At 66.0% G+C, this 23,814-nt stretch carries 24 protein-coding genes and 1 tRNA gene; 16 read left to right on the forward strand and 9 right to left on the reverse strand.

Annotation, left to right across the window (positions count from 1 at the left end; translation table 11 throughout):
• Positions 1-17 precede the first annotated feature (17 nt).
• Genes AC3WN8_RS11920 through AC3WN8_RS11935 form a run of 4 tightly spaced genes read left to right on the forward strand, consistent with a single transcriptional unit; the run spans position 18 to position 2,227 of the window.
• On the forward strand, positions 18-644 hold the full coding sequence (locus tag AC3WN8_RS11920) for a hypothetical protein (RefSeq protein ID WP_492669640.1): 627 nt from the start codon (positions 18-20) through the stop codon (positions 642-644).
• Between the two features lie 17 nt (positions 645-661).
• Positions 662-1,330 carry a hypothetical protein gene (locus AC3WN8_RS11925; RefSeq protein WP_492669641.1) on the forward strand — a complete coding sequence of 223 codons (669 nt, stop codon included), beginning with the start codon at positions 662-664 and terminating at the stop codon, positions 1,328-1,330.
• 22 nt (positions 1,331-1,352) lie between these two features.
• Positions 1,353-1,745: a hypothetical protein gene (locus tag AC3WN8_RS11930; protein WP_492669642.1), complete on the forward strand. Its 393-nt coding sequence runs from the start codon at positions 1,353-1,355 to the stop codon at positions 1,743-1,745.
• The gene (locus AC3WN8_RS11935; RefSeq protein WP_492669643.1) at positions 1,742-2,227 is read left to right on the forward strand and encodes a hypothetical protein; all 486 of its coding nucleotides are present in this window, start codon (positions 1,742-1,744) and stop codon (positions 2,225-2,227) included. The genes AC3WN8_RS11930 and AC3WN8_RS11935 overlap by 4 nt, the downstream gene beginning before the upstream one ends.
• 25 nt (positions 2,228-2,252) lie before the next feature.
• On the opposite strand, the gene AC3WN8_RS11940 is transcribed toward AC3WN8_RS11935, so the two are convergent.
• The 5 genes from AC3WN8_RS11940 to AC3WN8_RS11960 are packed head-to-tail and all read right to left on the reverse strand — an operon-like array spanning position 2,253 to position 6,314.
• Positions 2,253-2,579 carry a hypothetical protein gene (locus AC3WN8_RS11940; RefSeq protein ID WP_492669644.1) on the reverse strand — a complete coding sequence of 109 codons (327 nt, stop codon included), beginning with the start codon at positions 2,577-2,579 and terminating at the stop codon, positions 2,253-2,255.
• A gap of 50 nt (positions 2,580-2,629) precedes the next feature.
• Positions 2,630-3,229, reverse strand: coding sequence for a hypothetical protein (locus AC3WN8_RS11945; protein WP_492669645.1), 600 nt, complete (start codon positions 3,227-3,229; stop codon positions 2,630-2,632).
• Positions 3,230-3,243: 14 nt separating this feature from the next.
• Complete coding sequence (locus AC3WN8_RS11950; protein WP_492669646.1) at positions 3,244-4,245, reverse strand: hypothetical protein; 1,002 nt, start codon at positions 4,243-4,245, stop codon at positions 3,244-3,246.
• Positions 4,242-4,808 (reverse strand): LemA family protein, encoded by a 567-nt coding sequence (locus AC3WN8_RS11955; protein WP_492669647.1) that lies wholly within the window; start codon positions 4,806-4,808, stop codon positions 4,242-4,244. Before AC3WN8_RS11955 ends, AC3WN8_RS11950 begins: the two co-directional genes overlap by 4 nt.
• 12 nt (positions 4,809-4,820) lie before the next feature.
• On the reverse strand, positions 4,821-6,314 hold the full coding sequence (locus tag AC3WN8_RS11960; RefSeq protein ID WP_492669648.1) for a M48 family metalloprotease: 1,494 nt from the start codon (positions 6,312-6,314) through the stop codon (positions 4,821-4,823).
• Positions 6,315-6,428: 114 nt separating this feature from the next.
• On the opposite strand from AC3WN8_RS11960, the gene AC3WN8_RS11965 reads away from it, so the two are divergent.
• Together AC3WN8_RS11965 and AC3WN8_RS11970 are read left to right on the forward strand one after the other, a co-directional pair.
• A complete protein-coding gene (locus AC3WN8_RS11965) occupies positions 6,429-6,851 on the forward strand; it encodes a hypothetical protein (RefSeq protein WP_492669649.1) in 423 nt (140 codons plus the stop codon).
• Entirely contained in the window at positions 6,851-9,307 is a 2,457-nt protein-coding gene (locus tag AC3WN8_RS11970; protein ID WP_492669650.1) for a protein kinase domain-containing protein, read from the forward strand. Before AC3WN8_RS11965 ends, AC3WN8_RS11970 begins: the two co-directional genes overlap by 1 nt.
• 5 nt (positions 9,308-9,312) lie before the next feature.
• Here the strand turns inward: AC3WN8_RS11970 and AC3WN8_RS11975 are convergent, their stop codons facing one another.
• Positions 9,313-9,837 carry an ECF-type sigma factor gene (locus AC3WN8_RS11975; protein ID WP_492669651.1) on the reverse strand — a complete coding sequence of 175 codons (525 nt, stop codon included), beginning with the start codon at positions 9,835-9,837 and terminating at the stop codon, positions 9,313-9,315.
• A gap of 65 nt (positions 9,838-9,902) precedes the next feature.
• Here AC3WN8_RS11975 and AC3WN8_RS11980 point away from each other — a divergent pair, with 65 nt between their 5' ends.
• The 3 genes from AC3WN8_RS11980 (at position 9,903) to AC3WN8_RS11990 (ending at position 12,012) form a co-directional block, all read left to right on the forward strand.
• Positions 9,903-10,481, forward strand: coding sequence for a helix-turn-helix transcriptional regulator (locus AC3WN8_RS11980; RefSeq protein ID WP_492669652.1), 579 nt, complete (start codon positions 9,903-9,905; stop codon positions 10,479-10,481).
• 134 nt (positions 10,482-10,615) lie between these two features.
• Positions 10,616-11,470 carry a fumarylacetoacetate hydrolase family protein gene (locus tag AC3WN8_RS11985; protein ID WP_492669653.1) on the forward strand — a complete coding sequence of 285 codons (855 nt, stop codon included), beginning with the start codon at positions 10,616-10,618 and terminating at the stop codon, positions 11,468-11,470.
• Positions 11,470-12,012 (forward strand): VOC family protein, encoded by a 543-nt coding sequence (locus AC3WN8_RS11990; RefSeq protein ID WP_492669654.1) that lies wholly within the window; start codon positions 11,470-11,472, stop codon positions 12,010-12,012. The genes AC3WN8_RS11985 and AC3WN8_RS11990 overlap by 1 nt, the downstream gene beginning before the upstream one ends.
• 23 nt (positions 12,013-12,035) lie before the next feature.
• On the opposite strand, the gene AC3WN8_RS11995 is transcribed toward AC3WN8_RS11990, so the two are convergent.
• Entirely contained in the window at positions 12,036-13,271 is a 1,236-nt protein-coding gene (locus tag AC3WN8_RS11995; protein WP_492669655.1) for an esterase-like activity of phytase family protein, read from the reverse strand.
• A 45-nt stretch (positions 13,272-13,316) separates the two neighbouring features.
• Entirely contained in the window at positions 13,317-14,915 is a 1,599-nt protein-coding gene (gene mhpA, locus AC3WN8_RS12000) for a bifunctional 3-(3-hydroxy-phenyl)propionate/3-hydroxycinnamic acid hydroxylase MhpA (RefSeq protein WP_492669656.1), read from the reverse strand.
• A 105-nt stretch (positions 14,916-15,020) separates the two neighbouring features.
• Between mhpA and kce the strand changes: the two genes are divergently transcribed.
• From kce to AC3WN8_RS12035, 7 genes are all read left to right on the forward strand, one after another.
• A complete protein-coding gene (gene kce, locus AC3WN8_RS12005) occupies positions 15,021-15,944 on the forward strand; it encodes a 3,5-dioxohexanoate:acetyl-CoA acetone transferase (RefSeq protein WP_492669657.1) in 924 nt (307 codons plus the stop codon).
• A 46-nt stretch (positions 15,945-15,990) separates the two neighbouring features.
• The gene (locus AC3WN8_RS12010; protein ID WP_492669658.1) at positions 15,991-16,746 is read left to right on the forward strand and encodes an IclR family transcriptional regulator; all 756 of its coding nucleotides are present in this window, start codon (positions 15,991-15,993) and stop codon (positions 16,744-16,746) included.
• A 643-nt stretch (positions 16,747-17,389) separates the two neighbouring features.
• A complete protein-coding gene (locus AC3WN8_RS12015) occupies positions 17,390-18,664 on the forward strand; it encodes an MFS transporter (protein WP_492669659.1) in 1,275 nt (424 codons plus the stop codon).
• Between the two features lie 118 nt (positions 18,665-18,782).
• The gene (locus tag AC3WN8_RS12020) at positions 18,783-20,906 is read left to right on the forward strand and encodes a TonB-dependent receptor (protein ID WP_492669660.1); all 2,124 of its coding nucleotides are present in this window, start codon (positions 18,783-18,785) and stop codon (positions 20,904-20,906) included.
• A 19-nt stretch (positions 20,907-20,925) separates the two neighbouring features.
• Entirely contained in the window at positions 20,926-21,879 is a 954-nt protein-coding gene (locus AC3WN8_RS12025; protein WP_492669661.1) for an alpha/beta hydrolase, read from the forward strand.
• Positions 21,872-22,678, forward strand: a complete 807-nt coding sequence (locus tag AC3WN8_RS12030) for a helix-turn-helix transcriptional regulator (RefSeq protein ID WP_492669662.1) — start codon at positions 21,872-21,874, stop codon at positions 22,676-22,678. The genes AC3WN8_RS12025 and AC3WN8_RS12030 overlap by 8 nt, the downstream gene beginning before the upstream one ends.
• 105 nt (positions 22,679-22,783) lie before the next feature.
• Positions 22,784-23,074 (forward strand): hypothetical protein, encoded by a 291-nt coding sequence (locus tag AC3WN8_RS12035; protein WP_492669663.1) that lies wholly within the window; start codon positions 22,784-22,786, stop codon positions 23,072-23,074.
• Between the two features lie 527 nt (positions 23,075-23,601).
• Here AC3WN8_RS12035 and AC3WN8_RS12040 read toward each other — a convergent pair.
• A tRNA-Met gene (locus tag AC3WN8_RS12040) sits at positions 23,602-23,678 on the reverse strand.
• Positions 23,679-23,814: the final 136 nt, after the last annotated feature.

Here is a 23,814-nt window from a genome sequence, read left to right on the forward strand (position 1 = left end):
GATCCATGAAAGCACTGATGCTCCCGATCATTCTGCTCGCCGCGCCTGCGGTCGCACAGGACACGATCAATGTCGGCTCGTCGCCCAAGAAAACCGAAATCGCACCGGTCAGGATCAAGCCGGGCATCGACATTGCGACCACGCCGATCCGGCGACAGACCGAGCGCAAGCCCGTCCATGACTGGCCCGATCGCGACCTGACGCTGGCCACGCCGCAAGATTGGAGCAATCCCTCGCGCAGGATCGCGCTGAACTATCCGCCTTCGGCGCTGGCGGTGGAACGGGTGCGCAGCCCGGTCTCGGCGCCCTGTACGACATTCTACGATCGCATCGACCTGTCCGCCGTTCGCAAGCGTGGCTTCACCATTGCCGCATTCAGCGCCGAACCACTGACACCGCGCCATGGCCACACGCTTCAATCCCCGGTCGAGGCGATCGCCGTCAACAGCCGCGAGGGCGATACCTATACCGCCTTTCTCGACAAGGCCGACCAGATCCGCATCCGCCCGCCGCTGTTCGTCAAGCAGGACGGCGGACCGAGCACATGCTGGTCGGGATATCGGCTGACCGTCACGCTCGAAGGCCCGATCGGCGTCGATCCGTTCGGTTCATTCCGGCGCCCCAGCCATCGTCAGGACCGCTGAAACGGAGGATCGTCACCATGAAACCCGCCATATCGTTCATCCTGATCGGCGCGCTCGCCATCCCAGCGATGGGGCCCGCACAGGTCCGCATGGAAGAGGTGCGCCCACTCGTCACCACCATGCCGCTCGTCGCGAAGGTGAAGGTGCTGAAAGCCGTCGTGCCGATCGGCCGGGTGCCCGATTCCGCACTCGACCTCCATAGCTGGCCAGGCGTGAAGATCGCGCGCACGGCGCCCGCGCCGCCCGGCGGCATATCGAGCGCCGGTGCCACGATCTATGTCAGCAAGAGCTGGGTGGAACCACCCCAGCCCCGACGCGAATATAGCTGCTCCAGTCGTCCGCGCCGCCCCGACACGCTCGACCTGGCGGAACCGCGCCGCCACGGCTTCCAACTCGCCGCGTTCACGATCGAGCCCGTTCCGCCGCCCAAGGGCTATGTTCCCGTCCCGACCGGCGGCCCGGTTCGCCGCCCGGGAACCCCCTTTATCGATGCCGACGGCATGGCGACCGACCAGATGGCCCAGGCCGCCAGGATCACGCTCTCGGCTCGGGTCTATCATATATACACCGCGCAGCGGATGCCCGTGTTCTGCTCCACCGGCTACCGCGTGAACATATCGCTCTACGGGCCGGCGGGCATCGATCCCTTCACCGGCAAAACCATCAGACGCAGCCCGGTGAACTGACCTTCGATCGAGGAGAGTGAAGATGCGTAAAGCCATGCCGCTGTTTATGCCGGCTATTCTGTCGGCTATCGCCCTCGTCACCACCGCATCCGCAGCGTCTGCGGCAGGCCAGCCGGCGCGCAAGCCTGATCTGGCCGATGTCGCGGCGGGTATCTATGAAGGCGCGGTCGTCGCCGACACACGCGGCGGATCGCAGTCTGACGTCCAGATCACCGTGAAGCGCGTCGCCAAGAATCTGGTCGAAATATCGTCCGATTATGATCGCGTGCCGACGGTGCGCATCGGCCTGACGCGCGCGTCCGATGCGATCCTGAACGCCCGTCCGCCACATAATTTCCTGATCGAGCAGGGCCGCGATCCCAAAAGGCTCGACCTTTCGATCGACGGCGCGACGCTGATCGTGCGCAAGCCGTGAGCGTCCGGATCGCGCTGCTCGGCCTGACCCTGCTAGTGCCGGGATCGGCGGCGACGGGCTTCGACACCAGAGACGGACGGCTATTGCCATATGATCCGGTGGCGCGGGCCAGGGGGCTGGGCGCGCCCATGGTCCGCCCGCTTCTCGCCGTCTATTCCGATGGCGGCTATATCGCCGACATCAACGGCCGACGCGGACCATTCCTGTTCCGGCCGGGCATGCAGGTGGTGATCAACGGCAAGGGTTTCGCCGACCGCGCCAAGGCCAGCAACGTCTCCCTGTTCGACGGCCCCGCGACGTCGGGCATGATGCTGAGCATCGTCAGCTGGACCGACACACGCGTGACGGTGGTCGTGCCGACCGACCGGGCCAGGCTGATCCCGAGCACGAACCGGGGACGATTGCTGCTTCAGGGCGTCAAGCCAGGCAATGTCTGGAGCCGCTACGAAGTCAGGAATATCCGCTTCGTCGTTGAGCCCTGATCGATCCGCCATCGTGCGAACGGCATCACGGTTTCCATCGCCCGGCGATGGCGCGCCGCGCCAGGATGACCGCCCGTACGGTGCGGCCATCGGGCTCGCGGACGAAGCGGACTCGCCCATCGATCGCCACGCCCTCCGCCGAACCCGTGCCACGCAGTGCGACGCGCATCGCAACCGGCGTGGCGGGATCATAATCGACGGCCTGTACCAGAGTGGCGGATCGCCCGGGCATGACGACCCGGTAACGGCCCGGCGGGCATGGCGCACGAACGCAATGGAGCGGCTGATATTCAACATGGAACTTGCCGGAGAACGGTGCGGCCGCCTCCGGCCCGGCCGATCGCGGGAGCATCGGCATCCCCAGTGCGGACATGGCCAGCGACAATGGCAATCCCACCCGCCTCATATGCAATTGGGTTCGCCCACCGCGCAGCGGTAAACGCTGTTCTGCAGCGTCGCCTCGATCGTCCGGCCGCCGCCGGCCGTGGTCAGCTTCAGCCGTATCGAAGGGCTCTGGCGCGTGCCCGACGACGACCACGGGATCTTGCCCGCCGCGATCTGCGTCACCCGGAGCACCAGTTCGGTGTCGCTCTGCCGGACGGGCACCAGCACCGATCCGACGGTTTCATAGCGGCCCTGCCCGCTCGGCAATCGCGAACCGGTGATGAAGGCCGACACGAAACCGTCAAACCCCTTGCCGCGCAACACATGCTCGCTGCCCAGGCTGAAGGTGACGTCATGACCGTCGCCATAGCGCGGTCCCTTACCGTCGATCGAGGCGATCCACCCCGAGCGATCGCGCGATACGCCGATATTGGGCGGCACGCGGATCTTGCTGGCTTCGATCTCCGCCGGGGTCGGCCGATACGCGCCGGCATCGATTTCGGTGCCCTTGAACACCTTTGGGGCAGGCGGCTTCTTCGGCTTGATCGGAACCATCGTCTGCGCTGCGGAAATCGCGGCGGTGCCAGCGAGAAGGATTGCGATGACGATGCGGTGCATGAGGTTCTTCCTGTTCAACGGGGAGACAGGCCGCGCGGGCCGGTGACGTAGAAAGTGAGGCTGAATTCGGCGCCGCAGGCAGTGAACGCCTTGTCGGCATTCGGAATGACGACATGCCGGCCAAAAGGCTGGTCCCTGATGTCGAACGGCTTGTTGAGCGAGAAGCTGGCATCGCGCCGAAAGCGCCAAACGCCCCAGTCGACCTTGTAGAAAACAGTGCCGTCGATCGACTGCCAGGCTTCGCCATAACGGCCGGTGAAATGACCATTGGTCGGCCCATGCGACATCGCGATCCGGGTGAATCGGAAGCCGTCGCGCAGCCGAAGCGACGATGCGAGTTGGGTCAGGTTGATGCGGTCGCTGCCAGGTCCCGGGCAAAGCTGGGTGCGCTGATCCTTGGGAAAGTCGATATAATGAGTCACGGTGATCGCGCCGTCGCGTTCGGCCGTGAAGAATTCGCGACCGCGATTCCACACCCGGATCCTGAGACCGGCATCCTGCAGCGCGCGCTGATCCGCTGACGACAGCGCCAGCTTCACTTCCGCATCCTCGGCCTCGAACCGTCCGCCGCGGATCGTGAACTGGCGCGGCCCGCCATTGGACGGGCCGGTCAGGATCATCAGGACGAGCTGATCGGCCGAAGGAAAACCCGATTGGCTGGCCGGAACCTGCGCGACGATCAGGTCATCCTCCCAACGGACGATGGCGAGCGTCGCGGCAAAACGGCCATCGGCCGATTTGAGCAGCACCGCGCTGATATTCGATCGGGCGCCGAAACCCTTGCCGCGGATCGAATGGACGCTGCCGGGCTTGAAGCCGAAATTGCGCGCCTTGCCGTCGATATCCTGGACGAAGCTGCCGTCGGAATTGCGGACGATCGGCAATGTCATGGTGCGAAGCGGAACCTTTCCGATCAGCTTCACCTGCGGCTTGGCAGGCCTGCTCGGCAGCTGCGCATCGGCCGGCAGCGCGAGCGCCACGCCGGTCAGCGCGGCGAGGGCGCACAGGGCCCTCACGCCGCACGGCCCAGCGAGACGATGGGCACCGTGGTGGGCACGTCGATTTCGAAAAAGGCGGCGGGCTGGAATCCGCACGGCCGGGCGATCAGCACATTGGGGATCGTCGCGATCGCGCCGTTATAGTCGCCGGTGGTCTCGTTATAATGCTGGCGGCTGAACGCGATCCGGTTCTCGGTCGTCGCCAGTTCCTCCTGCAACACCAGCACGGTGGTGTTCGCCTTGAGATCGGGCATCGCCTCGACGCGGGCGATGAGCTTGCCGAGCGCGCCGGACAGCGCCCCTTCCGCATCGGCGCGTTTCGCCACATCGTCGCCGGCGCCGGCCGCACGCTCGCGCAATGTCGTCACGCGCTCGAGCACGTCGGCTTCATGATCGAAATAGCCGCGGACCGACGCCACCAGATTGGGGATCAGATCGTGGCGCCGTTTCAATTGCGCGTCGATCTGCGCCCAGGCGGTGCGCACCCGCATCCGTGCGCGGACCAGTCCGTTGTAGATTCCGATCACGATCAGGATGAGCAGCGCCGCCGCGGCGATGGCGATGATGGAATGGGTCGTCATGCGAACGCTCCTTCAGGCGTTGATGATGGTGATGAACAACAGGATCCCGGCACCGCAGCTGAGCAGGAACAGTCCGCCGAGCCCGGCGGCGATCAGGAATGCGGTCAACCGGGCATTGGCGATGAAGAAGATCAGGAGGAGGCCGCCCAGGCCGAGCTTCACGGCACCCGCCGGGCGTGCGGGCGCCGCGATTGGGGGTTCGGGATGCAGCCCCTCGATCGCGCCGAGCGCGTGCAGCCGTGCGAGACGTTTCGCAAAGGACGGCTCCAGCGTCGCGAGCGGCGACAGTGATGCAGCCCGCTCCGGCCGGCAGAGGAAGAGATGTGCGAAGCGCTCGCCCCCGGGCGGAATCGCGCAGGTGGCGCGCAGATGGACAAGCGCATCCGCCAGCGCCTGCGGATTGCCGGCAAGGCGCACTGCGGTCGCATCAGCGAGGAAGCGCCGACCGCGCCAGAGATAGGCGAGCGGCCAGCCAAGCACGAAGATCGTCCAGATACCGAGCGTGAGCCGGATCAGCCCATAGAACAGAACCGCCGCTCCGACGAGCATCAGCAGTGCCGGCAAGAGCCCGCCGAGCGGCGTGTCCGCACCGAGATTCAGCCGATTGACCACCAATGAGAGCGTGATGCCGGGCACGATCAGCATCGCCGGAAGCCAGAGCAGCAGCCGCGCAAGACCGCCACGGACGATCTGCGCATCGAGTTCGGCATAGGCGGCCTCGCGGTCGCCGCCCGTCAGCAGCGCGGCGATCGCCGCACGGGCGGTGCGACGCACAGGTAGGTCGAGCAGCACCATGAACAGGCCGATCGCGCGATAGACGGCGAGCAGCGACGCCGAAACGCGCAGATCGCCATTGCCGATCGATCCGATCATCTGCGCGACCAGCATCTGGGTCTCACCCCGGTCGAGCGTATCGAGCAGTCCGCGCGTGACCGCGATGCCGGCATTGTCGTGGCCCGTGCCGAACATGCCGATATTGGGCGCGGGCGAATCGATGATCCCGACCATCGGCACCGGCAGGCCGGCGGCGACCGCGATTTCGCCCACCAGATTGCCGAACTGATGCTCTTCCAGATCGCCCGGCCCGGGTTGGCGAACCACGAGCGCCGCCGGCCAGGGCGGCTCCTGCCGTCGCAGCATCAGCGATCGCAGCCAACCCCAGGCGATCGGCGGCGGCAGGAGTGTCGGCAGGATGACGATCGTTGCCGCGCCGAGGATCGCGGCGTTGCGATTGGGTCCGGTCACGATGCCCTCGACGGCGGCGATCGCCGCCGCGTTCAGCCCCAGCGCCTGGATCGCGCGCAGGCCGAGCCCGAGGACGACGCCCAGGCCGACCGGCGCGAACAGCAGCAGCACCAGGCTGAGGAACATGCCGGCGATCACGGCTGCGATGGCGCAGACGCAGGTGGTGCGCCAGATCGACTTCCGGCGACGCGCCTGTTCGGCATGGAATGTCACGGGCACGATCCGGCGCTGCGGAGGCGGCGCTGTGCTGGCGGTCTGCATCGACATCCGCCGGACATAAAGCCCGGGCCGCACCGTCCGCGTCATCCGATCGAAGGACGCCGATCCCGCCGGTTCCGGCTATCGCGACGAAACCTCGCCACCGCGGAATAGACCATGATCCGTTCCCTGCCCGCCGCCCTCGGCTGCCTGACCCTGCTGACCGCCGCATCGGCATCGCCGCGCATGGTCGTGATCGAGAATCAAAGCGGGAACGTGCTGCGCGGCGTTCACCTGTCGCCGTCGAACGCCGATAATTGGGGCCCCGATCGCGCGCGTGAAAATGTCCGGATCGGCACCAGCCTGGCGATCCCGCTGCCAGCGCCGGGCTGCCGCTGGGATGTCCGCATCATTCTGGGCGATCGCCCCGCCGAGCAGTTGTTCCGCAATCGCGACCTTTGCCGCACGCCCCGGATCGTCGTCGACGGCAGGGCCGGTCGTTTCCTGCGTGGCCACGAAATGCCTCGGTGGAATGACATTCAGTCGCTTTACCGCCTCGACGAACCGCGCCAGACTGGCCTGACGACTTTGGGGACATGATGGCCCGTAAACCGACCCAAGCCGAATGGAGCAGGATCAGCGAGCTGTTCGGCACGCTCGTCGACCTGCCCGCTGATGTGCGGACAACCAGATTGTCGCGGATGCGGGCCGATCCGTTCATCATCGATCAATTGCGGTCGCTGCTGGCCGAAGACTCGGACACCGGCGTGCTGGATGCCGCGCCGGGCAACGGTGGTGCAATTGCGCCCGTCACCTATGCCTCGCTGGCGCCCGATACGCGGGTCGGCGCCTATCGCATCGTGCAGCTGATCGGCCGGGGCGGCATGGGCGAAGTCTATCTCGCCCGGCGCGACACGACGGACTTCGTCCAGAATGTCGCGCTCAAGCTGTTGCGCCCCGAGGCGGCCGGGCGAGCGCGGCTGTTCGATACCGAGCGGCAATTGCTCGCGGGGCTCGAACATCCGGGAATCGCGCGGCTGATCGACGGCGGCATCGCCGATGACGGCCGCGCCTTCATGGCGCTGGAATATGTCGACGGCCGCGAGATCGGCCTGTGGTGCGCCGAACATGACGCCGATCTGGCGACACGGCTGCGGCTGTACCTCGAAATCTGCGACGCGGTCGAATATGCGCATGCCCGGCTGGTGCTGCATCTCGACATCAAGCCTTCGAATATCCTGATCGACGGCGATGGTCGCGCGCGATTGCTCGATTTCGGCATTGCCCGGCTGGTCGATGCCGCCGCGACCGATCGCACGCAGACACGCGCGCTGCTGACCCCGGACTATGCCGCACCCGAGCAATTTGCGGGCGCACGTCCAACGGTCGCGTCGGATATCTATGCGCTGGGCGCCGTGCTGTTCGAATTGCTGGCGGGGCGCGGGCCGTGGAAGTTCAACGACGCGCCGATGCCGGCGGTGCTGCGCCGGCTGCTGCACGAGGATCCGCCCTTTCCCAGCACCGTGGCCGAACCGGGATCGATCGCGGCGTCGCGGATCGCGGGCGATCTGGATGCGATCGTGATGAAGGCGATGCGCCGCGATCCGGCGGACCGCTATCCGGGGGTGGCGGCGCTCGCTGCGGATGTCCGGCGATATCTGAACTTCGAACCCGTTCACGCGCGGGCCGGATCGGCCGGATATCGCGCGGGCCGCTTCCTGCGCCGCAATCGCTGGACGGCTTTGGCCACGACGGTCGCAGTACTGATGCTGCTGACCGGCGCCGGCGGCATTGCCTGGCAAGCGCGCCAGACCGCGATCGAACGCGACATCGCGCGCGCCGAGGCGCGCAAGGCGCAAGCGGTCAATGCCGCGATCACATTGATGTTCGGCAATGCGCGCAACAGCAATCGCGGTGGCACCGTTTCCGCACGCGACCTGCTCAACGAAAGCGCCGAGGAGCTTGTCCGCTCCTTCGATGCCGCCTCACCCGAAACGGCGGCGGTGGTCGCCGCCATCGCCGATCTCTATGTCCAGATCGACGATCCGGCGAGCGCCGATGCGATCCTGACCAAGGCGCTGGCAAAGGGCGTTGGGAACGATGCGCCCGAGGACCGCGCCACGCTGCAGATCACACTCGGCACCGCCAAGGCCGCGATGGGCAAGTTCGACGAAGCGAAGCTGCTGCTCAATCGGGCCGAAACCGTGTGGCGCACCGATCCCGAACGTTTCCCGCAGCAGCGGCTCGAAACGATCAGCGCGCGCGCCATGATATTGCGGCTGCAAGGCAAGCGCGAAGAGGGTGTCGCCTTGCTGACCGCCAGCCTGCCCGATGCCGAGCGAGTCTATGCCGACAAGCCGCGCGAGATATTGACGCGCTACAACAATATCGTCGTGCATCTGATCGAGCTCAATCGCATCGACGAGGCGGACGCCATATTGAAACGCGCCGAAGCGAAGATGCGGGGCACCGGCGCGGAGCGATCCCCGGTCGCGGTCTCGCTGATCCAGCTCAGGGGCGGAATCCTGTCGCGCCGCGGCGATCTGCAGGCTGCGCTCCGGCAGTTCCAGCGCGCGGCGTCATTGCGGCGCGAGCTTTTCGGTCCATCGATCGGCCTGGCCGGCGACCTGTTGTCGGTCGGCCGGGTGATGGTGAGTCTCGGTCAGGTCCGCGAGGCGATTCCGGTGCTGACCGAAGGGGCGCAGCTTGCCCGCGTCTATCTGGGGCCCGCATCGCAGCACGCCGTCATGTTCGGCGTCACCTTGGCCGAGGCACAGGCGAATCTGGGGAATGTCACGGCCGCACGCACGGCGCTGGACGGCGTGACCCCGGCGGCCGAGGCATTCGGCAGGACGCACCTCATCTACGGCGTTTTCCTGCGCGGCCGGGCGCAGCTTCGCGTCGCAGAAAAGCGGTTCGACGAGGCACAGGCCGATTATGACGCGGCCGAGGCGGTCTACAAAAAGGTCGGGCCGGCCGCGGTGGTATTCGCCGCCAGCCTGCCCAAGCTTCGGGAGGTACTGGCCGCCGCGCGCATCGAAGCGAAGGTGCGCTGAGCGGATCAGACTTCGCGCATCTCGCGATGGATCCAGGCGCGGGCCTGTGCCCAGCGCCGCCGCACCGTCCGCTCGCTGATCCCGAGCAGCCGCGCGGTCTCCGGTTCGGTCAGCCCCGCGAAGAAGCGGCAATCGACCAGATGCGCCAGTTCGGGGTCGATCACCGCGAGCCCGACCAGCGCCTCGCCAAGCTGGACCATCGTCGCGTCGTCGACATTGCCGAGGCTATCCTGGACCTCCTCGATCGGCACCGCGACCTGACCGCCGCCGCGCCGCGTCGCCAGCCGCGCCCGCGCGGCGTCGATCATGATGTGGCGCATCGCCGTCGATGCCGTGCGGATGAAATGTTCGCGACTTTCCCAGTCGTTGCGGTCGTGCAGCTTCATCCAGGCTTCGTTGATGATCGCCGTGGTCTGCCAGGTCTGCGGCGAACCCGCGCGGCGCAACTCGCGATGCGCGGCGACACGCAGTTCGGCATACATCGCGGTCATCAGCGTGTCCGATCCGGCGTTGGTTGGTTCGGCCGTCATGCTGTCCGCTTTTGCTCCGGCTTTCCGTCATCCCTGGTGAAGCATAGTGCAGGGAGTAACGAGTCATGCATAGCCATCTTCTCTCGTTTCAGCCGGAGATTGGCGCGGGTGACGGCGCATATGCCGCGCCGGCGCCTATCGTCATGGTGATCGATGCCGAACGAAGGCTGGTGCACGCCACGCCGGGCGGACGCGCATTGCTTGCCAATGGCCGCGTCCTGCACCGCAGCTTCGACAGGGTCGCCGCGACGACGCAGGCCAATGCCCGACGGCTGTCCAGCGCGCTCGCCGATGCGGTCGGCCTCGGCCATGCGCATACCATATTCGACGGCGCCGACGAACGCTTCGACGCCGAGTTCGCCGGGCTCGAAGCGGAGGATGGACGTCCGCCGCGCATCATCGTCATGATCCGGGCGATCAAGGATGACGCGCGCGAACGACTGCACGCCGCGCAGACCGGTTTCGGCCTGACCCGCACCGAGATCAAGCTGGTCGCGGCACTGTTCGAAGGCTGCTCGGTGCCGCAGGCGGCGGGCCGGCTGGGTGTCGCGCGCAGCACCGCACGGACCCATTTGCAGCGTGTCTTCGACAAGACCGGCGTGCGTCGGCAGGCGGATCTCATGCGGATCGTCGCGACGGCCTGACCGGCAATCGAAAAATCAATAAACAGGATAATATTCCCATATTGTGAGATCACAGAGCTTTTCCGCGCGCGATTTCTGTGGGAAAGGCGAAGCGTGAGGATTGCCGTTTCCGCACACTGAGCAAGGACCGATCGATGCGTTTCATCTCTTACCGGGCGGGGCACAAAAAGGCGGCGGGGGTGATGGACGGCGACGACCGTTTCGCGCCCGTTGCGGCGCCCGCCGGCGAAGGATCGGCATTGCGTCGGCTGCTCGCCGCCGACGCGCTCCGCGCCGCGGGTGCGGCCGCGCTGGCGCGGCCCGACCGGATCGCGCTCGATGCCGTCGCGCTGCTGCCGCTGATCCCCGATCCGGCCGCGATCTGGTGCGCGGCCGGCACCTATCGCGCGCATCTGGCCGAGGGCGGACACAAGGAGACCAGCGAGCCGCCCTGGTTCCTGCGCGTCGCTGAAAGCCTGTGTGCGGCGGGCGACCCGATCGTCCGGCCCAATGTCTCGAACCGGCTCGATTTCGAAGGCGAGCTGGCGGTGATCATCGGCAAGCGCGCACGGCATGTCTCCGAAGCGGATGCGATGGCCCATGTCGCGGGCTTCACCTGCTTCAACGACGGATCGATCCGCGATTGGCAGGTCCACAGCACGCAGATCACGCCGGGCAAGAATTTCGCCTCGACCGGCGCGCTCGGCCCCTGGCTGGTGACGCCCGACGCGTTCGGCGATCCTTATGAGAAGCGGCTGGAGACGCGGCTCAACGGCGCCGTCGTGCAGTCCGCGTCGATCGGCGAGCTCATGTTCACGATCGAGCGCATGATCGCCTATCTCTCGACGATCTGTCCGCTGCTGCCGGGCGACGTGATCGCCACCGGCACCTGTGCCGGCGTCGGCAATCGCCGCACGCCGCAGCTGTTCATGCAGCCCGGCGACCGGATCGAGGTCGAGATTGCGGGCATCGGCATATTGGCCAATCCGATCGTGCAGGAGAGCGACTGATGGCGGCGCCGCCCCATGCCGAGCTGACCCATCTCGGCTTCTATGTTTCGGACATCGCCAGGATGACCGAATTCTATACGCATGTGATGGGCATGGTGGTGACCGACAGCGGCGAGGCGGGCGGCCGCGCCTGGGCGTTTCTCAGCCGCAATCCGCAGGAACATCATCAGGTCGTGCTCGCCAGCGGCCGGCCGGCCGGCAGTTTCCAGCTGATCAACCAGATCTCGTTCCGCGTCGCCGATCTCGACGCATTGCGCGCCTGGCATGCGCATGCGGAGAGCGCGGCGTTGCCGGGGCTGGAGGCGGTGACCCACGGCAATGCCTGGAGCATCTATTTCCGCGACCCCGAAGACAATAGGATCGAAATCTATGCCAGCTCGCCCTGGTATGTCAGCCAGCCGATGCGCATCGCGGTCGACATGACACGCGGCGCCGCGGAACTGATCGAGGAAACCGACGCGCTGACCCGCGACGATCCCAGCCGGCGGCCGCATGCGCAATGGGTGGAGGAGATGCGCGTGCGGATCGGCGAGGCGATGTAAGGTCGCGACGCCATCGGTTCAGTTCAGCAAAGCGCCGGCATCTCGACCAGCCAGAACTGGGTTTCGGCGCCTTCGATGCCGAAATCGCTGTCGCTGGAAAGCAGTAATTCGGTCGGGGAGAGCAGGACCATGCCTTCGAGGTCGCCGCAGATCTCGGCATGATCGTCGGTCGAGAGGAGAAGAGTCTTTTCGAGAATGGGAATGCCGCCGCGCCGCACATCCCCGCGTGACATCTGTTCCAGCGTCGGCCGCGTCGCGGGATCGGCCAGCGCCGCCGGCGCGCGATTGCCCGCGTCCGGCACGACGCAATAGATTTTGGTGGACAGAGTCACCCGTTCCAGGACCAGCAGGCGCCCATCGGCGAGCGCCACGAATTCGCTGATCTTGATATCGTCGCGCCTCACTTTGCCCGCCGCGCAGTCGCGCCGGAAACTGTCGGGATCGTCGAGAGGATAGACATATTCGGCCAGCAGCGCGCCCGAGGCCGCATCGAGCCGCCAGATGCGGACATGGGCGCTGGAGTCATGGGCGTGCCGGTCCGGATGCGCGAGCGGGCTCTGGAACGCGACCAGCAGGCTGGCACCGTCGGGCGAGAGCGCCAACGCCTCGAAGCCCCGGTTCAATTTGCGCGCCGCGGCCAGCACAGGCAGCGCTTCGACGACCGGGCAGGCCGCGCCCGCAAAGCTCGCGCCCATGCCCTCTGGCACCCAGCGCATCAGCACGCGGCCGTCCCTGTCGACGCGCAGCAGCGACGGCCCATATTCCTCGGAGATCCAGAAGCTGCCATCGGGCAGTGCGGCAATCGCTTCACTGTCGGCGCCGTCCGGATCGGTCCCGAGCGGCAAACCGGCCAGATCGAACACCGGTTCGAATTCGGCATGCGGGGCCGCCGGAATCGGCAGGCCGGTGACGGCAGCTCCATCCGGACCGGTCAGGCTCTCGACAGTCTCGAGCAGGATCGCATCACCCTGCCTGCGAAAGCGGGCCAGCGCCGGGCCGGCCGACAGCAGCGGCATGATCTTGGCGCCATCGATCCCGCCGAGCGGGCCCAGATGATCGGCGCCGTACAGGCTGGCGGCCGAACCGGGCTTGATATTGGGGCCCCTGTCCCCGATCCCCCAGAACACCCCGTCCGGATCCCGGGCGGATCGGCACAGGCCCGATGCCAGGCTGCGGGTCAGGCGCAATCCGCCCCGGGGCATCGGAATGTCCGCCAGATGCGGATCGGTCCAGCGAAGGCGGCGAAGGGAATGGCTCATCCGGCCAAGGCATAGGCGCGAACGGGACGGGTTCAAATGGGCCTTTTATCCGGTCGTATCCCCGCCATCCGCCAATGCCTCGAGCGCCGTCGCTACTTCATCCGCCCGGCCCTGCTCGATCACCGCCGCCAGATAGCGGTCGGGTCGCAGCAGCAGCGCGATCCCACGGCGCCCGCCCGCCGCGGCGCGGACCGAGCCGCCGATATCGGCGACCTGCGCAATGCCCTCGGGCGTCCGCGTCAGTCCGCCGGGCAGAACCAGCAGATGGGTGGGAGCGATCCGTGCCCAGAATGGGTGACCGAAGGCGGGACGCGGATCGAAGGGCGCATCAGTCAGATGCAGGATGGCGAACCCGTCGCCGAGCACCGAATCGAGCGGCACGCGGCGGCCATCGATGGTCAGGATATCGGGCTGGGGAAACAATTTCCCCGCAATCCCGTCCGCCGGGCCGGCGAAGAAGCCCGATGCGGCGTCGGGCCGCGGCTTGAAGCGCATCTCGCGCAGATAGCGCCCGGTGCCGGGCAAGCGTGTCAGCACACCGAACATCATGTCGCGCAGCAATGCCCGTACCGGGCTTCGCGTCATCAGGATGCGGCCGACGCGTTGCGACAGCAGCATCATCTCACGCGCATGGGGGCGGCGCTCGGCATCATAGCTGTCGAGCAGACCCGCCCCCAGTTGACCGCGCAGCACCGCCGCCACCCGCCATGCCAGCAGGCTGGCGTCGCGCATGCCGCTGTTCATGCCCTGTCCCTGGAAAGGCGGCATCATATGCGCCGCATCGCCCGCCAGGAAGATGCGCCGCCCCTGGCTGAAGCGTTCGGCGATCAGCGAGTGGAAGGTGTAGACGGTGCGCCGCGTCACCCGCACGCGATCGAGATCGCAGAATGGCGCCAGCAATTTCGCCACCGCCGCATCGCTCGCCGCCGCCTCCGGATCCTCGCCGGGCAGCAGCATGAATTCATAGCGCCGGCGCCCCTCCACCCCCGGCACATTGACGGTGGGCCGCGACGGATCGCCGATCGCGCGGCTGTAGCGCGCGGTATCGTCATTGGCCTCGGTATCGATGACGATCCAGGGCTCGGCATGGCTTTCCCCATCCATGCGGAGCCCCGCCATCCGCCGCACCGCGCTGTTGCCGCCATCGGCACCGATCAGGATCCGGGCGCGCAATTCGCGCTCGCCGCCCTCCGCCAATGCGAAGCGCGCGGTGACGCTGTCCGCGTCGCCCTCGAACGCCGTCAGCTCATGGCCGAACGCGATATCGACGCCGGGAAAACGATCGAGCCCGGCGAGCAGGATTTCCTCCAGGATCGGCTGGTGGAAACGGTTGCGCTTGGGATAGCCATGCTCGCGGCTCGCCGGGTCGACGCTGAGCAGCAGCCGTCCGTTGCGGCCGAACAGCCGGTGATCATAGCCGAGCAGCATGTGCGGCGCCGCAGCCTCGACCAGCCCCGCCATCTGCAGCGTCCGCATGCCTTCGTCATCGAGCGCGACCGCGCGCGGCATATCCGCGAGACCGGTATTGCGTTCCGCGACCAGTGTCGAAATCCCGTATCTTCCCAAAAGGTTGGCGATGACAAGGCCGATCGGCCCGGCCCCTATGACGAGCGCGTCGACATCGAACCGACCGGCTTCGCGCACGCCATTTCCATTCTCCACACAGCCTCCCATCGAGAATCATTGTCCTGTTTATTGAGACATGATACCCGTAAAACAGGACGTTTATTTTAGCAAGCGAGGCTCGGCATGGCAGGCAAGGTGATCATCTCATGTGCGGTAACCGGCGGTGTCCACACTCCGACCATGTCGCCGGCGCTGCCGGTGACCCCCGACGAGATCGCCGCGGACAGCATCGCCGCGGCCGAGGCGGGCGCCGCCATCGTCCATCTCCACGCGCGGGGAGAGGATGGGCGGCCGACGGGCGATCCGGACATGTTCATGCGTTTCCTGCCGCGGATCAAACAGGCCAGCGACGTGGTGGTGAACATCACCACCGGCGGGGCGGTGACGATGACGCTCGACCAGCGGCTGGCCGCGGCGCGGCGCGCAAAACCCGAAATGGTGTCGCTCAACATGGGGTCGATGAATTTCGGCCTCTATCCGATGGCCGATCGCTACAAGTCGTGGACGCACGACTGGGAGGAACCCTATCTGCGCGGCACCGACGACCTGATCTTTCGCAACACATTCCGCGACATCGCGGCGATCCTGGAGGAACTGGGCGGCGAAGGCGTGAAGTTCGAGCATGAATGCTACGATATCGGCCATCTCTATACGCTCGCGCATTTCCTCGACCGCAAGCTCGTGACGCCGCCGATCTTCGTCCAGTCGGTGTTCGGCATATTGGGCGGGATCGGCGCCCATGCCGAGGACCTGCTGCATATGCGCCGCACCGCCGACCGCCTGTTCGGCGGCGACTATGTCTGGTCGGTGCTGGCGGCCGGCCGGCGGCAGATGCCGATCGCGACGCATGCGGCGATGCTTGGCGGCAGCGTGCGCGTGGGGCTGGAGGACAGCCTGTTCATCGCCCCTGGAAAACTGGCATCGGGCAATGCCGAACAGGTGGCCAAGGTCCGCCGTATCGTCGAGGAATTGTCGCTCCAGGTGGCGACCCCGGCGGAGGCGCGTGCGATCCTGGGCCTGAAGGGCGGGGATCAGGTCGCATTCTGATCGCATGATGCTACAACCACCCCCACCGCAACGATGAAGAGCGACCATGCCGAGCGCCAATTCCACTGCCGACCGTGCGATCGAGATCCTGCTGATGTTCGACGACGAGCATCCGTCGCTGACCGCCGCCGAAGTGGCGGAGCGTTTCGGGATGCCGCGCAGCACGACCTATCGTTATCTCTCCAGCCTGCGCTCGCGCGGGCTGCTCGTCGATGCCGGCGATTCGGAATTCCGGCTGGGGCCGCGTATCTTCCAGCTCGCCCGCGTCGCGCGGCGCGGCTATTCGGTGCTGCAGATCGCCGAGCCCGAGCTGCGCCAGCTGTCCGCCACCACCGGAGAGACGGTGCTGATGACGCAGATGAACGGGCTGGAGATCTCGGTGCTCGAATGCATCGAAAGCGCACAGGCGGTGCGCATCAGCTATAATCGCGGCCAGGTGCTGCCAACGCCGGCGGCCGCGTCGGCCAAGGTCTTCCTCGCATTCGGCGATCCGCGCAACCGGCAGACGGTGATGCGGCGGCGCAAGTTCAACAAATATACCGACAACACCATCACCGACGGCGCGGTGCTGGTGCGCGAACTGGAGACGGTGAAGGCGCAGGGCTATGCGATGAATCGCGACGAGATCGACGAAGGCGTCAGCGGCCTCGCCGCGCCCGTGATGGGGCCGGACGGTTTCGCCCATTATGCGATCTCGGTGGTCGCCCCGTCATTCCGGCTGAACCGCGAGCGCATGGCGCGCTATGCCAGCGAAGTGCAGGCGACCGCGCGCAAGATCTCACAGGCGATCGCACAGCATTAGGTTCGGGGTGGCCGCAAATGCGTGCTTTCACCCACACCGCGTCATTCCGGCAAAAGCCGGAATCTCGTGCTCGATGTCGGACAGGATTGACCTACGGTCGACTACGTCTCCGGCTTTCGCCCGTTGCTGTCCGGGATTTTACTACGGGAGCCTGATGCGAGGCGGGAACTCCCGGTACTGAGCCGCTTTTCCCGTTGTCGAGACATGATCTGGGCCGATGCAGTTGGCCTCTCCTCCCTATGCCGAAGGCATGGGGAGGGGGACCGCCGACCGCAGGTCGGTGGTGGAGGGGAAATGCGATGGCTCATTCTCCTCGAAGCTGGCGGGAATCTCGCGAGATCTTGCTCGAAAGTCCCGCAGAGCGGCTGCATCCTATTTCCCCTCCACCACCAGCCTTTGGCTGGCGGTCCCCCTCCCCATCTTCGATGGAGAGGAGAAAATCACACCGTCTCGCGCTCCGAATGGAATCGCGGGCACCGATGCACTTTCGCCGGGGCAACGAGCAAAGCAGACTGTGCGAGCGCTATGGCGCGTCCCCACAGGCCGGAGATCGTCGATCGCAGCAAGCGATTGCCAACTGCTCGATGCTGATACAAGATCGCGATTAACAGGATTCGAGTCTCGTTAATCGGGAGCATATATCATGGATATCGCGGTCGAGGTCCGCCGTCTCATAGCGTGGCGGCTGGGTGTGCTGCTCAGCGTCGCGATGCTTGTGGCGATGATGGACAGGATCAACCTGTCCTTCGCAGCGCTCACCATGATGCCCGATATCGGCATCTCGGCGGCGGAGCTCGGCATCGGCACCGCCCTGTTCTTCGCCGCCTATCTGGTCGCGGAGATTCCGAGCAACATGGCGCTTGCCCGGTTCGGCGCACGGCGCTGGATCGCGCGGATCATGGCGAGCTGGGGGCTCGTCTCCATGCTGATGGCGTTCGTTCAGACCGAATGGCATTTCTATCTGCTGCGCTTCCTGCTCGGCGTCGCCGAAGCGGGCTTCGTCCCCGGCGTGCTGCTCTATCTCACCTGGTGGCTGCCCGAAGCGCAGCGCGGGCGGGTGACCTCGGCATTCCTGATGGTGATGCCGATCGCGGGCATCGTCACCGCCTTCGTCTCCGGGCTGGTGCTGCGGCTCGACGGGCTGTTCGGCCTGGCCGGCTGGCGCTGGATCTTCGTCGTCGAAGCGGTGCCCGCGCTGCTGCTCGCCATCGTCATCCTCAAATATCTCGACGACCGCCCCGACGATGCGCGCTGGCTGACGCCCGAGCAGAAGCACTGGCTGAACACCACGCTCGCCGCCGAACGTGCCGGCCATGCCGGCGAGCCCGCCGCCGGCGCACTGCGCGTGATCGGTTCGATCCTGACCGATCCGGTCAAGCGCGCGCTCGCGCTCGGCTATATGTGCATCAATATCGGCATCGCCCTCACCACCTGGACGCCGCAGATCCTGCAGCGGCCGGGGCTCGACCCGTCGCTGATCGCGTGGCTGACCGGCCTGCCCAACGCGATCGCCGCGATCGCCATGTATGGCTGGTCGCGCAGTTCGGATCGGCATGGCGAGCGCCGGCGCCACCTGATCGCAGCGGCTCTGCTCGGCGCGGCCGGCTTCGCGCTCGCGGCGACCGGGAACGGAACGGCGACGATCCTGCTGGGCATGACGATCGCCACTGCCAGCGCCTTTGCGATGTTCGCGGTGTTCTGGACGGTGCCGCCGCTGATCCTGGCACCCGGCGAACGCCCCGTCGGCATCGCGGCCATCTCGCTCGCCGGGGTGATCGCGGGTATGGTCTGCCATCTCGCCGCCGGCCAGTTGCGCGATATGACCGGCGGGTACACGATGTCGCTGGCCCTTGCCGCTGCGGCGCTGCTTCTTGCGGGCCTGGCGCTCAATCGCGCGACACGTCAGGTGCAACATTAATCTCATATAATGGGAAAGATGTCCCTAAAAACGGCTTTTCGATTGACCTGATCGCGCGAAGCTCGCCATATCGTGACGACGCAGCGGCGACTGCGGGGGAAGAATCGGGGAGAGGATGATGACGAGGCAATTCGGGGGCGCGGGATCCGTCGGCGCCGCGCTGGTCATGGGGCTGTGCTGGTCGACACCCGTTTTCGCGCAGGCGGCGCAGCCGCCCGCCGCCGAGCAGCCGGCGCCCGAGGCCGAAGGGCTGGTCGACATCGTCGTCACCGCGCAGCGCCGCGAGTCCGCATTGCAGGACACGCCCGTCGCGGTCAGCGCGATCGGCGAGGATGCGCTGCAGGCGAACGGATCGCGCTTCCTGGAGGATATCAGCGTCCAGGTTCCCGGGCTGCAACTGCCCGGCCGCACCATCTACAACCAGTTTCCGACCTCGATCCGCGGCATCAGCTCGATCGACACCGGCGTCGCGTTCGACATGCCGGTCGCGGTCTATATCGACGGCGTCTATGTCGGCCGCCAGTTCGCGGTGCGCAGCGCGCTGGCCGGCGTCGAGCGGATCGAGGTGCTGCGTGGACCGCAGGGCGTGACATTCGGCCGCAACGCCGCGGCGGGCGCGATCCAGATCATCCATCGTGCGCCATCCTCCACCCCCGGCGGCATGGTGCGGGCGAGCTATGGCAGTTTCGAAACCTATGTGCTCGACGCCTCGGTCGAAGGGCCGCTAGCCGACAAGGTCAATGGCGTGCTGAACATGGGTTATCAGCGCTCGCGCGGATCGATCTACAACCGCACGCTCGACAAATATGTCGCGGGCAACCGCACGTTCAATGCGTCCGCCGCGATCGATTTCCGGCCGACCGACGATCTGCTGCTGCGGCTGCGCGGCGATTATGAGGAGGGTTTCTCCAACTATGGCGGCCGGCGCCTGACCAAGGGTTTTGGCGGGCCGCTGGTCAGCGCGATCGATCGCCGCACGCTCGAGCGCGAACAGGGCTTTCCGCTCGGCGAAGTCCGCAACGATTTCGATTCCTTCCTCAACCGCGAAACCGGCGGGACCTCGCTCGAAGTGAATTACGATGCGGGCGGCGTGAACCTGATCTCGCTCACCGCGGTGCGTTATTCGAAGATGTCGGGGCAGGTCGATACCGACGCCACCGACACCTTGTTCGCGCGCAACATATCGCACGGCAAGCACAACCAGTTCTCGCAGGAATTCCGCGCATCGAGCAGCGGCGAAGGGCCGCTCAACTGGGATGTCGGCCTCTATTATTTCCAGGAGAATGTGAACAACGTCGCCAACATCACGGTGGTGCCGACCAACACATTGGTATTCGTGCCCGGCACCAACAAACTCAAAAGCTATGCCGCCTTCGCCAACGCGACCTATGAAGTGGCGACCGGCCTCGAGCTCGAAGCGGGCGTTCGCTACACCTATGAGACCAAGGATTTCACGCAGGGCGCGACCGCGCTCGACGATAGCTGGAAAGCATGGACGCCGCGTTTCGGCGCCAATTATCACATCAACGAAGACGTGATGGTCTATGCGACCGTTTCCAAGGGCTTCAAGAGCGGCGGCTTCAACATCCTGCCGCCCGAATCCTTCGGCACCGAACGCGTCTGGGCCTATGAGCTGGGGTTGAAGAGCGAGTTCCTCGACCGGCGCCTGCGCCTCAACGTCGCCGCTTTCCACGAGAATTATGACGGGCTGCAGGTGACGGTCTCGACCGGGCCGGGCACCACCAAGACCAGCAATGCCGATGCGCGGCTGCGCGGGGTGGAGGTCGAGGCGGCGGCATTGCTCGCGCCCGGCCTGACGCTCAGCGGCAATGTCGCCTTTCTCGACGCCACCTATCGCCGCTACGTGTTCAGCACGACGCCGCTGATCCAATATGCCGGCAACCGCCTGCCCCGCGCCTCGCGCTGGAAGGGGGCTGCGGCGATCGAATATTCGACGAAGGTCGGCGGCGGCACCGGCAGCGCCAGGCTCGCTTATTCCTATGAAGGCGCGATGCCGCAGAACGACGCCAACACGCCGGCGCTGATCCGTCCGCAAGTCGGCCTGCTCGACGCGCGCATCGCGTTCAAGACCGGCGACGAACGCTTCGAACTGGCCGCCTATGGCCGCAACCTGACCGACAAGCAGTATATCGGCGTGGTCCAGTTCCTGTTCGCGCAGCCGGTCGGCTTCGCCAACGAGAACCGCCGGTCTTTCGGCCTCGAAGGCACGTTCCGCTTCTGATCGCGAAGGACAGACATCCATGAACGACATGACGATCCATCCCCAGGCGCGCGCGATCATGGATCGCATCGCGGCCAGCGGCGAACCGCCGCTGGAGACGCTGCCGCCGCAAGAGGCGCGCCGTTTTGCCGACGCCCGTGTCGGCAATAGCGGCCTGCCGCATGCCGAGATGCACGCGGTGCGCGATCTCAGCGCCCCCGGCCCGGCGGGGCCGATCCCGCTGCGGCTCTATCGCCCATCGGACGATCGCGATCTGCCGCTGGTGATGTTCTTCCATGGCGGCGGATTCATGGTCGCCAATCTCGATACGCATGACGCGCTGTGCCGGCTGATCGCGGCGCGCACCGGCGTGGCGCTGATCGCGGTCGACTATCGGCTGGCGCCCGAGAACCGCTTTCCCGCCGCACCCGAGGATTGCCTCGCCGCGACGCGCTGGGCGCTGACCCAGGGGGACATGCTGGGCTATGACGCCGCGCGTTTTGCGCTGGCCGGGGAAAGCTCGGGGGGCAATCTGACCGCGGTGGTCGCGCAGCAGCTCCATCGCGGCGGCGACGCGCGGCCCGCGGTTCAGGTGATGATCTATGCGATGTTCGACGGATCGACCGACAGCGAGTCCTATCGCCGCTTCGCCGAGGGTTTCTTCTTCACGCGCAGCAAATCCGAATATTTCCTCAGCCATTATATCGGCAGCCCCGACGATCTGGACGATCCGCGCATGTCGCCGCTGCGCGCGGAATCGCTGGCGGGCCTGCCGCCCGCGCTGATCGTCACCGCCGGGCTCGACCCGCTGCTGAGCGAAGCCGAAGCCTATGCCGAGCGGCTGCGCGCGGCGGGCGTCGCGGTCGATTATCGCTGTTTCGAAGGCTGGCCGCACGGCTTCCTGTTCTGGGGAGAGACGGACGCGGCGATCGAGGCGATCGACCTCACCTGTGCGACATTGCGCCGCCATCTAGGCAGCAGCGCGATTGGCTGACGGCACGCCGTTCGTGGCAAACAGCCGCACGCACCAATTCGCGGGCGTGCAGCGGCTGGTCGCCGAACTCGGCCGGCCGGGATTCGGCGATCTGTTCCTCGATACCTGCAGCGATCTGGCGCAGGCGGACCAGATCACGCTGCTCGCGCTCGACGATCGCGGCGTGCGCTGCCTGCTCGCGCGCAGGCCGGGCGAAGAGGATCATGTCGCGGCACTGTGCCGGCGCTATGCGCGCAGCTTCGCCGATCGCGACACGCTGCTCGGCGATTTCGTCCGCTCGGCCGCGCGCTCCGCGGTCGCGGCGATCGAAAGCGCGAGCATCGCCGACATCGGCTATCGTCGCGCTTTGTTCGGTGACGCCGGCCTGTCGGCCAAGGCGTCGGCGATCGTGCGCGGCGACGGCATGATCCTCTATCTCAATCTCTATTATGCCGATGCGCTGTCGGGCGCCTATGCGCTGGGACGGCGCTGCGTCCGCGAGATCGGCGCGCTGCTGCTCGAGCTGATGCTCAAGCATGAAGCCTTGTGCGGGGCGGGATGGGTGCGGCCGGCGGGGCCGATGCGTGCGGAACGCTATATGAGCGACCATCTGCCCGGCCTGTCCGAGCGCGAGCGCCAAGTCTGCGCGCGGATCCTGTGCGGTTACGGCGCGGAGGCGATCGCCCAGGATCTGGCGGTCAGCACCACGACGGTGAAGACCTTTCGCCGCCGCGCCTATGCCAAGCTCGGCATCGCTTCACAGAACGAACTCTTCGCCCGCTGCGCCGGCCTGATCGAGGCTGCGCCGGTTCGGGGGTGATCGCAGAGGGTTCCGGGGCGTACGACGGTAGATGGGAAAGGTGGAGCACCGTCATCAGTCCGCAAGCTGTAGCGTCTCTTTTCGCACATGTGTTACGATCAAGGCATGAAGCAGACATATATTTCCACAGCAGAATTGTGGAACAGGATGATCCGAATTATCGCCATGGTCTTCTTGTTCGTCAGCGCCTTCATGGCGATTTGTTTGGCCCTAGTGATCAGCGTTCTGGGCGCGGGTGAAAATGGCAAACTTCTCCAGAGCGCGCTCATTCTGTTCGGAGCCGTGGCGGCAGCGGTCGGATGGGTGTTGCGCAGGCAGGATTATCTGTCTTGGAAGCACTGGATTGCGATTGTCGCGTTGGCCATGCCCGGTGCGCTCTACACCCTGTTCCGCTGAACGTTCGCAAGTGGGGCTCTTTGCCGCCCGACCGCTTGCAGAACCCAAGCCTGATGTCTGGATGGTATTGCAACGGAGCGCTGAATGTATCCTTCCCATTTTGCCGAGAGTGATCGTCCAAGTGACGCGGAGATCGAAGCCGCCGCACGCGAATTGTTTTCCTGGGGCGATAGGCATGGGTGGTGGCCCGAGAGCGTGACAAGCTACGAGGCGTTGGATCCGATCGGCCGGGAAGAGTTTGATGCAATCGTTGAACGAGTTCTCATGTCTGCGGCTGCCGCCAAGCGGGGAGTCCCACCCGAAACCCCTTAGGGCGACTGGACCTCAGTCGCTGATAGCCTGGGAGCGAAAGGCTCGGCAATTCTCAGGTAATTGCCGGAATCTCTAGCCGCGACGGCGTGGCCGTGGCTGGCTCTCACCAACAGGATCGCGCCAACGGTGCTTGCGGAATCGGCGTTATGTCCGCGGATTCCGGACAACAAAAAAGGGCTTCCCCGGAGGGAAGCCCTTTTTTTGTCTTACGGCCTTGGTTGCGGGAGCAGGATTTGAACCTGCGACCTTCAGGTTATGAGCCTGACGAGCTACCGGGCTGCTCCATCCCGCGCCAGAGGCGGTGTGAGACCGTATTAAAATCATGAATGGGTTCTGTATATAGGAACAATTCCCGGATGCGCCTGCTGCAAAGCCTGGCGGCGACCTACTCTTCCAGCGCTTAAGCGATAGTACCATCGGCGCAGTCA

This window comes from Sphingobium sp. FW305-3-2-15-F-TSA7, from assembly GCF_058787155.1.